This window comes from Halomonas sp. QHL1 (assembly GCF_001882345.1).
GTDB lineage: Bacteria > Pseudomonadota > Gammaproteobacteria > Pseudomonadales > Halomonadaceae > Vreelandella.
This window is the reverse complement of the sequence record NZ_MINL01000001.1, coordinates 3,351,872-3,363,180: the sequence shown is the minus strand read 5'-3', so window position 1 is coordinate 3,363,180 and position 11,309 is coordinate 3,351,872. Positions and strand designations below refer to the sequence as shown.

Below are 11,309 nucleotides of genomic sequence, written 5' to 3'. Positions count from 1 at the left end.
TCGCGCTGATAGTGTGGTGGTTCTGGCTTGGCTAAACGTTTTTAGCTCACTCCAATATAGCGCCCTGGCTTATGGTTCAAGGCGATAATCAGGTTGAGTGTCAGTGCCCCCAGCACTGAGTAGCCCACGCGATCCAGCGGTAGCTGCGTTAACGCAATCAACAGAATAACGCCATCGATGGCGAGCTGCACGTAGCCTGCGCGCAGGCCGTGTTTATCCTGCAAGTAGAGCGCGAGGATATTGATACCGCCCAGGCTGGTGCGGTGGCGAAATAGCATCAGCATACCGATTCCCATCAGCGCGCCGCCCATTAAGGCAGCGTAGATGGAGGGCACGCTGGCAAACTGCACCCAGCCTTGGGTTAGCTCCGAAAACAGCGATACCAAGCCGATGGCGGCGAAGGTGCGCAGGGTAAAACTCCACCCCATCCGCTTCACCGCCAAGTAGTAAAACGGCAGGTTAATGGCAAAAAAGTACACCCCAAAGCCCCAACCGGTAACGCTGCTGGTCATATAGCTAAGCAGCAGCGCTAAGCCTGCCGTACTGCCGGTTAGCAGCACTGCATGGGTGTAAAAGGTCACTCCCAGCGCGACAAAGAACGTGCCCAGCAGCATCGCCATCACATCTTCATAGGGGCGATGCTGATCCTTGGGTAAATCTTCCACGCGCATAGGGCGTCCTTACTTAAATTGTTAGTAGATGATGCGATGTACCGCTTAAATTGGGCTGGCGTGCTCGACCATCAACTGCAGCGTCTCGCGGCCACGCCAGCGGTTGCGGTTAAGCTTATAGGCACAGTGCAGCGTATCGCCGACGCTAAAACCGGGCAGTTCACCCGGCGTTAGAGCGCGAAACCAGATCGCTTTACAGGTCACCGGGCCAGTGGAAAGCTCCAACATCAGGTGCGCGCCGTCGGCACCCACCGGGCGCAGCGCCTCGACAATAAAGCGGCCTTCAAACAGCGGCGGGTCGAATTCACGACCGTAGGGGCCAAGGGTTTCAATCTCTTGCAAGGTGGTCAGAGAAAGCTGCGCAGTTGAGAGCTCGCCATCCGTCCATAGGCGCGGATAGAGTGTTCGCCCCTCCAACTGCTCGCCTACTGCCCTCAAGAAAGCCGCTTTAAAGGCGTCAAGCTGATCCCGTGGCACGCCCACGCCTGCCGCGCCACTATGGCCGCCAAAGCGCGGTAACGCCTGGGGAGCAAGCTCAAAGGTGCGCTGTAGGGCATCGCGCAGGTGCAGCCCGTCAATCGAACGGCCGGAGCCGGTTAGCATGCCCGGTGCTGAAGCTTGTGTTAGCACCAGCGCTGGACGCCCGTAGGCCTGCACCAACCGCGAGGCGACGATGCCTTGTACGCCAGGGTGGCCATCTTCCAGCAGCACCACCACGGCGGGCTCATCGGCGGTTAACGCACTTACCGCCAGAGTGCGCGCCTCGGCGGCCATATCGGCTTCAATCGCTTTGCGGGACTGATTATCCTGATCCAGCACGTCGAGCTGGCGATTAGCGACCCCATCGTTCTCGGCCAGCATAAAGTGCAGCGCTGCGTAGGGGTCGTCCAGCCGAGAGCGGGCATTGATACGCGGCCCCATCTGAAACGCTAACGTCTCGGCATTAAACGGCACGCTGTCAGCGCCTAAGCGCGTGGCCATGGCGCGCCAGCACGCCGCATCCATACGGTTGATCAGCTTTAACCCTTGATTGACCACCGCGCGGTTGGCGGGGCTGCCGCCCAATGATACACAGTCAGCCACGGTGCCCAAGGCGACGTAGGAGAGCCAGGGCGACAGCTTGGGCGTCGACTCTGATAGCGCCCCCCACTCAATCAGCACACCGCGAGCCAGTGACATCAACAGCCACGCCACCATACAGCCGGCGATGGTCTTGTCGGGATACTCACAGTCATCACGGGTGGGATTAACGCAGGCGAATGCCGAGCTTGGCGGCCCCTCAATGGGCAGGGCGTGGTGGTCGCTAACCACCACATCGATACCCGCCGCTTTTAATCGCGCGATACGCGGCTCATCGGAGCTGCCGCAGTCGGCGGTGATGACCAGGGTGGGAAAAGGCTTTTGCGCCAGCGTGCGCTCTACCAGCGGCAGACTGATGCCGTAGCCGTCGTGAATACGATGGCCAATCAAACTGTGCAGCTTGCCCTCCGGCACCCCAAACAGCTCCACCAGCGTGCGCCGGATCACCACGTGGGAGGTAATGCCATCCACGTCGTAGTCGGTGAGAATACCGATGGCTTCGCCTTCTGCCACCGCCTGGGCGATACGTTCAGCGGCGCGCTTACCGTCCGCAAGCTTCTCGGGATGCGCCAGATAGCGCAGGCTAGGTGAGATTAACGGCAACAGATCACCGCTGTAGCCGGGTAACCGGGACGCCAGCAGCCGTGCCTGCAGTTCGCTTAAGCCTTCGGCTTGAGCACGGGCATACAGCGCCTCATCCACCGGACGAGGCTCTAAACGCGGTCTGGTGGTGCTAGCAGACAGCGTGCTATGGGGCAAATCGGTCACTGAGGCCATTGATACGTTAACGCCGGTTTTCCGCAACGTACTGCTGCACAGCGGCAAGTTCCGCAGGGAGCACCGTGTAACGCTCTTCGCGCTCAATCAGGTCTTCCATATGCGGCGGCAGCGGCACACCGAGGAAGCCCGCTTTCACCACGGCTTCGGCAAATTTAGCCGGATGTGCAGTGGCGAGGGTTATCATCGGCGTTGATTGATCAGCGCGGGCACGCTCGGCAGCGCGATAGCCGGTAGCGGTGTGCGGGTCGAGCATTTCACCGGTGCGCTTATGGGCGTCGCGGATCACTTCCAGAATCGTCGCATCGTCCACGCTGTAGCTGGAGAACTTCTCGCGCAGCTTGGCCAGCGGTGCATCAGCCAAGGCCGTGGGCTCCTGCTGGAAGCGCTCAAGCAGCGCCGCCACGGCCAAGCCATCGCGGTCGTAGGCGTCAAACAGCAGGCGCTCAAAGTTAGACGACACTACGATATCCATGGAGGGCGCTAAAGTAGCCGCTAGCTCTTTTTTAGAGAAATCGTTGGCGGCCAGCGTGCGGTGCAGAATGTCGTTGGCGTTGGTGGCGATGATGAACTGCTTCACCGGCAGCCCCATTTTATAGGCCATGTAGCCCGCAAACACATTGCCGAAGTTGGCCGACGGTACGCAGAAGCTCACCTCACGGTGTGGCGCACCCAGGGCAACACCGGAGGCGATGTAGTAAACGATCTGCGCCATAATGCGCGCCCAGTTGATCGAGTTAACCGCGACCAAGCGGGTACCGTTGAGGAACGTCTGGTCGGCGAAGCTCGCCTTGACCATCGCCTGGGCGTCGTCGAAGTTACCTTCGATAGCAATATTGAAAACGTTGTTAGCCAGCACCGAGGTCATTTGACGGCGCTGCACTTCGGAGACCCGGTTATGCGGATGCAGGATAAAGATATCCAGGTTGTCGCAGTGGCGACAACCCTCAATCGCCGCCGAGCCGGTGTCACCGGAGGTTGCACCCATGATCACCGCACGCTCGCCGCGCTTTTTCAGGAAGTGATCAAGCAGGCGGCCTAGCAGCTGTAGCGCTACATCTTTAAACGCCAAGGTCGGGCCATGGAACTGCTCAAGCAGGAAGTGGTTAGCATCCAGCTGCTTGAGCGGCAGCACCGCATCGTGATTAAAGGTCGCGTAGGCCTCGGTGACGATGCTGCGGAAGGTGGCATCGTCGATCTCACCGTTCACAAACGGCTTCATCACCCGAAAGGCTATTTCCGCGTAGGAGAGCCCGGCCATATCGGCAAGCTCCTCACGGGAAAACTCCGGCAGCGTCTCTGGCACATACAATCCGCCGTCGCTGGCCATGCCGGTGAGTACTACCTCTTCAAAGGAGAGCGCGGGCGCCTGCCCACGCGTGCTGATATAGCGCATCTTGTCTTACTCCCCTTCGTCCAGGCTTTCCACGCGAATGCGTGTTACCGGCCCGGCGATATCGGCCATCGACTCAATTTCACGGATCGCTTCGTTCATCTGTTTCTCTTTGGTGCGATGCGTCAGCAGAATGATCGGCACCAGTTCGCCCTCAGTGGCCTCTTTCTGAATCAGCGCTTCGATAGAGATGCCCTGCTCAGCCAGAATCGTTGCCACTCGTGCCAGCACGCCGGGACGGTCTACCGCCAGCAGACGCAGGTAGTACGCCGTGATGATATCTTCCATCGGCATGATGGGCAGTTGAGTGACATCTTCGTCGATGCCGCTGAATGCCAGGTAAGGCACTCGGTAGTGGTGATCGGTGGAGATATCACGCGCTACGTCGAGCAAATCGGCCACGACCGCTGAGGCAGTCGGCTCTGCGCCCGCACCAGCACCGTAGTAAAGCGTCGGCCCAACGGCATCGCCCATGATCGCAATGGCATTTTTCACGCCATGTACATTGGCCAGTAGACGCTCTTTGGGAATCAGCGTGGGGTGAACGCGCAGCTCCAGGCCTTGATCGGTGCGTTTGGAGATACCCAGGTGCTTGATCACGTAGCCCAGATTATCGGCCTGCTCGATATCTTCAGACGTAATCCGTGAAATGCCTTCAGTAAAAGCTTTCTCAAACTGGAGCGGCACGCCGTAAGCAATCGAGGCCAAAATCGTCAGCTTGTGCGCGGCGTCGATGCCTTCCACGTCAAAGGTGGGATCAGATTCGGCGTAGCCCAACGCCTGAGCTTCCGCGAGCACGTCTTCAAAGGCGCGGCCTTCATCGCGCATATGAGTAAGAATATAGTTGCCGGTGCCGTTGATAATCCCCGCCACCCATTCGATACGGTTGGCACCCAAGCCTTCGCGTAGCGACTTAATCACCGGAATGCCGCCTGCGACTGCGGCTTCAAACGCCACGATAACGCCCTTTTCGTGAGCGGCCTTGAAGATTTCGTTACCGTGCACCGCAATTAGCGCCTTGTTGGCGGTGACCACGTGCTTGCCGTTGGCGATCGCCGTCAGCACCAGTTCGCGAGCGATATCGTAACCGCCAATTAGCTCCACCAGGACATCCACATTGGGATTGGTGGCGACTTCAAACACATCGGAGGTGGCATTGATGCCGGTAATATCGCAGTCAGGATGAATACTGCGGTGAGCAACCTGCTCAATCACAATAGGGCGGCCAGCACGACGCGAAATATCGTCAGCGTTGCGGGTCAATACGTTAAAGGTGCCGCCACCGACAGTGCCTAGACCACAAATACCTACTCTTACCGGTTTCAAAATACTTCCCCTTTCGTGTTGTGCACCTGGCGGTGCTGGCCTTAATTACGGTTTTGAATACGATCTTAAAGACCGTGTCTCAGCGTTTTGCATTATCTTTTAATGTGACGTTATTCGTCATCCAAGCCTAACATGGCGGAGAGTCGCTCAGGGGGCACAAAACCCGGCACTAGCTGCCCATTGGGCAAAATAATCGCTGGCGTACCCTGTACGCCCAGCGCCTTACCCAGATCATACTGCCCCGCCACAGGATTGTCGCAGCTTGCTGCGCTGGAAATAGCTTCTCCTTCCTTGGCTTGGGTCATCGCTTCGCTACGGTTATCCGAGCACCATACCTGCTGCAGTGTTGTAGCGGCTTGGCTTCCCATACCCGCGCGAGGAAACGCCAAGTAGTGAACGGCAATGCCGCGTTCATTCAATTCCGGAATAGTGTCGTGCAAACGTGCGCAGTAAGGGCAGCTAGGATCGGTAAACACCGTGATGGTAGCCTTCGGCTCATCAGCTCCGCGGAAGATCACTCGCTCACTTTCAGGTACTGCCGCCAGCGCATCGGCACGCTCTTGGTTCTGCTCTTGCTCGGTTAAATTGACCAACCCATCGGGCGCATTTTCATATAGGTCGCCGACCAGGAAGTGACTGCCGTCTGCATTGGTATAAAACGATTCGCCGCTCTCCAACCGTACGTGATAAACGCCATCCATCGGTGTTTCGGTGACCGCTTCCACGGGCATCGACTGGCCATTGACGCTAAGTGAGTCAGCCAGTCGATCTGCCACGTCGTCAGCCTGGGCAGCAGAAGGTAACAGGCTGGCGGTTAGCAAACACGCCAGCATTGAGAAAGGTGTTAGTAAAGGTAGAGTTACAAAACGGCGTTGACGCATCTTCAATTTAACCTCGTGGGTGATGTTCTGCATGTAGGCTTTCCAAGCGGGCCTGGGCTACATGGGTATAAATTTGGGTCGTCGACAGATCACTATGACCTAGCAGCAGCTGTACGACCCGCAAATTGGCCCCATGATTCAATAAATGGGTGGCAAATGCATGGCGAAGCGTATGTGGCGACAGTGGGCGGGTAATCCCTGCCGTTATTGCATGCACCTTAATCCGGTGCCAAAACGTTTGCCGAGTCATGGCTTTGTCGCCCCGGCCTGGAAACAGCGCCGGGCGTGTGGGGTCGCTCATCAGCGCCAGCCGAGCGGTCTGCATATAGTGCGCCAGCCAATCTGCCGCCTCTTCACCCATGGGCACCAAGCGGTCTTTATCGCCTTTACCGCGCACCCGCACCACGTTTTGGCGCAGGTTGACCGCATCGCCGGTGAGCCCTACCAGCTCAGACACCCGCAAACCGCAGGCGTAAAGCAGCTCCAGCATGGCGCGGTCACGAACACCCAGCGGCGTATCGGTATCTGGCGCTAACAGCAGGCGCTCTACTTCGTCCTCTTCCAACGTATTAGGCAAGCCGGGGATGACACGCGGCAGCTTGATGTCGGTGAGCGGGTCGCTCGTCACTTGGTTATTAAGACGCCCCCAGCGGTAAAAGCTTCGCAGCGTCGACAGCAGCCGGGCATTGCTGCGCAGTTGATAGCCTTCCTCTCGGCGGCTGGCCAACCACTCACTAAGGCGCTCGGGCGGCGGTGCCAAGAGGGCTTCACCGTGGCTCTCCAGGTGACTTTGCCAGGCGGTTAAGTCACGCCGATAGGCGGATAACGTATGATCACTGGCGCCCTGCTCAAGCCAGAGAGCATCCAAAAAAGCATCAATAACGCTCATACGTTAGGCACCTCCAGTCGCTTTTATTGAGCGGCATAAACAAAACCCCGCCCCGCAAAGCGGTGACGGGGTCTTGGTATCCAGGCGAGACGCAGATCAAAGTACCGCGCTCGCCTTGGGAACAGTGGCGGTTTAAGCCAACTTTTCCTTGATACGTGCAGAACGACCGCTGCGCTCGCGCAGGTAGTAAAGCTTGGCTTGACGCACGTCACCGCGACGCTTGACTTCGATTGAGTCAACCAGCGGGCTGTAGGTCTGGAAAGTACGCTCTACACCAACGCCGTGAGAAATTTTACGCACGGTGAAAGCGGAGTTCAGGCCACGGTTACGCTTACCGATGACCACACCTTCAAACGCCTGCAGACGCTCACGAGTACCTTCTTTTACTTTTACCTGAACGACAATGGTATCGCCGGGGGCAAAGGCAGGAATTTCCTTGCCCATTTGCTCAGATTCGATCGCCTGGATCACTTTGCTTTTGCTGCTCATCATCATACTCCTGAATAACGTGTTGGCTTGACCGCTCAATCATGGGTGGCGGAAGCCGTGATCCCGGCGCTCGAAACGAGCTACGCGGGAGTCGTTATGGGTGACACAGGTGCGCTTTTTCGCCCTGCACCGCCGCTCTGGCCTAATTAGTGGACAGAGCGTGTTCCTCGATAAACTCGTTCAACAGCTTGCGCTGTTCGGCATCTAACGGCCGCCCTTCCAACAGATCCGGACGACGCTGCCATGTACGGCCTAGCGACTGCTTTAACCGCCAGCGCTTGATGGCTGCATGATTACCGCTTAACAGCACATCTGGCACTTGGCGCCCGTCAATGACTTCGGGACGGGTATAGTGCGGGCAGTCTAACAGACCGTCATTAAACGAGTCTTCGACAGCGGAGTCCTGATGGCCCAGCACGCCGGGAATCAGCCTTGCCGCTGCATCAATCAGCACCATTGCTGGCAGCTCACCGCCGCTCAACACATAGTCGCCAATCGACCACTCTTCATCGATGTCACTCTCCACCACGCGTTCATCAATGCCTTCATAGCGCCCTGCCACGACCACTAAAGGCCCGGCGGAAGCCAGTGCTTGAACGCCCTGCTGATCCAGCTTACGCCCCTGGGGCGAGAGGTAGATCACCGTCGGCACTAAGCCGGTGGCTTTCTGCGCCCGTTCCCGGGCTGCAAAGATCGCTGCGCGTAGGGTGTCGACTTTCATCAACATGCCTGGACCACCGCCATAGGGGCGGTCATCGACGCTACGGTGGCGGTCAGTGGCGTAATCCCGCGGATTCCAAAACTCCAACGCGATACGCTGTTTCTCTACCGCTCTGCCGATCACGCCTTGTTGCGTTAGCGCGTCGAACATCTCGGGAAACAACGAGACTACTCCAATCCACATGGCAGGCGCTGCTGCTTCGCTCTCCGTTTCCGGTGCATTGCCACTATCCGGCTCTGGTGAGTCGGTAGATGCATCATTACTCAAACTGTTCATAAGTTTGGTCAAAACTCAGGATCCCAGTCGACGACCATGCGGCCCTCTTGGGAACTGATTTCGATAATGACGTCGTCTGGCAAAAATGGCAGCAGTCGCTCGCGCTTGTCGATTGACTCAGAATCGCCGCGAACTACCATGACATCGTTGGCGCCGGTTTCAAACAGGTAGCTTACCCGTCCTAGCCGTTCGCCGGCCTGAGTGAAGACCGCCATGCCTTCAAGCTCATGCCAATAATACTCATCGTCAGAAAGCTCAGGTAGCGCCTCTTTGGGCATCAAAATGTCCGTTTGGGCTAATGCTTCCGCCGCACTACGGTCATCGACCCCTTCAAGCTGCACCACTAATCCTTTGCCCTGCCGACGACCCTGAACAATGCTAATGCGCTTCAGGGTTTCACCTTGGCGCACCCACCATTCCGGGTACTCAAGAATGCTGTCCATTGGGCTAGTGTAGGAGTACACCTTGAGCCAACCTTTCACCCCATAAGGGCTAGTCAGCTTGCCTAGCACCACATGCGTGTCGTCAGTTTGGCTTATTTCAAAACGCGTCATCGACGACCTCGGCTACCCAGCACTCACTTTCTTTCTCACGCAACAAGTCTCAGACAACAAGACTCAAAAGCAGGCTTAGGCCTGTTTGCGTGCTTCTTTTACCAGCTCAGCAACACGACCAGACAGCTGGGCGCCTTGGCTCTGCCAGTGAACAACGCGGTCTAGGTCAACGCGCAGACGCTCTTCCTGACCACGGGCAACCGGGTTGAAGAAGCCGATACGCTCGATGAAACGACCGTCGCGAGCGTTACGCGAGTCGGTAACGGTCAGGTGGTAAAAGGGACGCTTCTTGGCGCCACCACGGGCCAAACGAATGGTAACCATACGATAACTATCCTTCGGTTGAGGTTACGAGAGTGTGTTTATAGCGCTTACCGCTATCGGAACACTCGTCGTGCTACATGCTTATAAAGGCCTTCATTGAATAGGCGCTGCCACCGCGATTAACGCGCTTTTACGCAACACCCACGCATGAAGAGGCCGCATTCTACGCAAATGCGCTCGGCTTGGAAAGCCTGACAGCCAGAAAACTGATAGGCCGTCAACCTCACCAAGCGCATCAGCACTTTACTATGGGTGCCTTAGCGCCGGGGCAATCCGCCTGGGCCACCCATACCACCCATGCCACCAGGGCCACCCATTCCGCCGGGCCCACCCGGGCCACCGCCGCCCATCATGCCTGACATGCCGCGCATCATTTTCTGCATACCGCCCTTCTGGCCCGCCTTCTTCATCATTTTCTGCATCTGTTTATGCTGCTTGAGCAGACGATTAAGGTCAGGCACTTGCAGACCAGCACCCGAGGCAATGCGGCGTTTGCGCGAGCCGTTGATAATATCGGGCTTGCGGCGCTCTTTGGGCGTCATGGAGTTGATCAACGCTTCCAGCTTGCCCAGTTCTTTCTCGGGGCCGGGGCCTTGGGCCATCTCGGCCATCTGCCCCATACCCGGCAACTTGCCCATCAGGCCGCCCATACCGCCCATTTTCTTGAGCTGCTGGAGCTGGTCGCGAAAATCTTCCAGGTCAAATCCGTCACCCTTCTTGACCTTTTTGGCCAACTTCTCGGCTTTGGACTTATCGACGGTGCGCTCGGCTTCCTCGATCAGCGACAGCATGTCGCCCATGCCCAAGATGCGCGAGGCGACCCGGTCTGGGTGGAAGGGCTCCAGGGCGTCGACTTTCTCGCCGACACCCATGAACTTGATTGGCTTACCGGTAATGTGACGCACTGAAAGCGCCGCACCGCCGCGGGCATCACCGTCGGCTTTGGTCAGGATCACACCGGTTAGCGGCAGCGCTTCACTGAACGCCTTAGCGGTGTTGGCAGCATCCTGGCCGGTCATCGCGTCGACGACAAACAACGTTTCTTGAGGCGAGACCGCTTTATGCAGCGCTTGGATCTCCGCCATCATGGCTTCATCAATCGCCAGACGACCGGCGGTATCGATCAGAACCACATCGTGGAACTGGATCTTGGCGTGCTTAATAGCCGCTTCGGCAATGGCGACCGGCTGCTGGTCAGAGCGTGAGGGGAAGAAATCTACCTCAACCTCTTTGGCGAGGGTTTCAAGCTGGTCGATGGCCGCCGGGCGATAGACGTCGGCAGACACTACTAATACTTTCTTCTTCTCGCGTTCGCGTAAGTAGCGGGCCAGTTTGGCCACAGAGGTGGTTTTACCCGCGCCCTGTAGACCGGCCATCAACACAACGGCGGGAGAGCCCTTGAGCACAAAGCCGTCGTTGGCTTCACCCATAATCGCTTCCAGCTCTTGCTGGACGATTTTGACGAACTGCTGGCCTGGCGACAGGCTTTTAGACACTTCCTGCCCGACCGCCCGCTCGCGCACGCGTTCGATAAACTCCTTGATGACCGGCAGTGCTACGTCGGCCTCAAGCAGTGCGCGGCGTACTTCGCGCAGGGTATCTTTAATATTGTCGTCGGTCAGGCGAGCCTGACCCTTAATCGACTTTAACGTCTGGGAAAGACGCTCGCTTAGATTCTGGAACATGGGGCCTCTCTGCCTCCGTCACTGCCGTTGGCGCGCACGCCCTGGACTGATAGTGGAGCGATTATACGCGCTCACGCCTCGAGTCTCCATGGGGTGCATTCAGCACCCATGGCTATTTTCGTACGCCCACCCTGCTGGGCGACGCCGCTTGGATTAGTTATAGTAGTTGGATAGATTCTCGTCGTAATCACACTTAATTCGTTTATTTATTCACAGCAACGCGCTGCAAGGCGCACGGATAGC

At 57.6% G+C, this 11,309-nt stretch carries 11 protein-coding genes; all 11 read right to left on the bottom strand.

The window, feature by feature from the left end:
* Positions 1-41 precede the first annotated feature (41 nt).
* Positions 42-671, bottom strand: coding sequence for a YitT family protein (locus QHL1GM_RS15415; protein ID WP_035564950.1), 630 nt, complete (start codon positions 669-671; stop codon positions 42-44).
* Positions 672-716: 45 nt separating this feature from the next.
* The gene (locus QHL1GM_RS15410; protein WP_071695245.1) at positions 717-2,528 is read right to left on the bottom strand and encodes a DHH family phosphoesterase; all 1,812 of its coding nucleotides are present in this window, start codon (positions 2,526-2,528) and stop codon (positions 717-719) included.
* 7 nt (positions 2,529-2,535) lie between these two features.
* A complete protein-coding gene (gene thrC / locus QHL1GM_RS15405) occupies positions 2,536-3,924 on the bottom strand; it encodes a threonine synthase (protein ID WP_071695244.1) in 1,389 nt (462 codons plus the stop codon).
* A gap of 6 nt (positions 3,925-3,930) precedes the next feature.
* Positions 3,931-5,247, bottom strand: coding sequence for a homoserine dehydrogenase (locus tag QHL1GM_RS15400; RefSeq protein ID WP_071695243.1), 1,317 nt, complete (start codon positions 5,245-5,247; stop codon positions 3,931-3,933).
* A 110-nt stretch (positions 5,248-5,357) separates the two neighbouring features.
* Complete coding sequence (locus tag QHL1GM_RS15395) at positions 5,358-6,161, bottom strand: DsbC family protein (protein WP_071695242.1); 804 nt, start codon at positions 6,159-6,161, stop codon at positions 5,358-5,360.
* Positions 6,136-7,017 (bottom strand): site-specific tyrosine recombinase XerD, encoded by an 882-nt coding sequence (xerD, locus tag QHL1GM_RS15390; RefSeq protein ID WP_071695241.1) that lies wholly within the window; start codon positions 7,015-7,017, stop codon positions 6,136-6,138. Before xerD ends, QHL1GM_RS15395 begins: the two co-directional genes overlap by 26 nt.
* Before the next feature lie 132 nt (positions 7,018-7,149).
* Positions 7,150-7,506 (bottom strand): 50S ribosomal protein L19, encoded by a 357-nt coding sequence (gene rplS / locus QHL1GM_RS15385; protein WP_008958726.1) that lies wholly within the window; start codon positions 7,504-7,506, stop codon positions 7,150-7,152.
* 142 nt (positions 7,507-7,648) lie between these two features.
* Positions 7,649-8,410 carry a tRNA (guanosine(37)-N1)-methyltransferase TrmD gene (gene trmD, locus QHL1GM_RS15380; protein WP_071696020.1) on the bottom strand — a complete coding sequence of 254 codons (762 nt, stop codon included), beginning with the start codon at positions 8,408-8,410 and terminating at the stop codon, positions 7,649-7,651.
* A gap of 101 nt (positions 8,411-8,511) precedes the next feature.
* Positions 8,512-9,057: a ribosome maturation factor RimM gene (rimM, locus tag QHL1GM_RS15375; protein WP_071695240.1), complete on the bottom strand. Its 546-nt coding sequence runs from the start codon at positions 9,055-9,057 to the stop codon at positions 8,512-8,514.
* Between the two features lie 75 nt (positions 9,058-9,132).
* A complete protein-coding gene (gene rpsP / locus QHL1GM_RS15370; RefSeq protein ID WP_007111767.1) occupies positions 9,133-9,381 on the bottom strand; it encodes a 30S ribosomal protein S16 in 249 nt (82 codons plus the stop codon).
* A 257-nt stretch (positions 9,382-9,638) separates the two neighbouring features.
* Complete coding sequence (ffh, locus tag QHL1GM_RS15365; RefSeq protein WP_071695239.1) at positions 9,639-11,066, bottom strand: signal recognition particle protein; 1,428 nt, start codon at positions 11,064-11,066, stop codon at positions 9,639-9,641.
* Positions 11,067-11,309 lie beyond the last annotated feature (243 nt).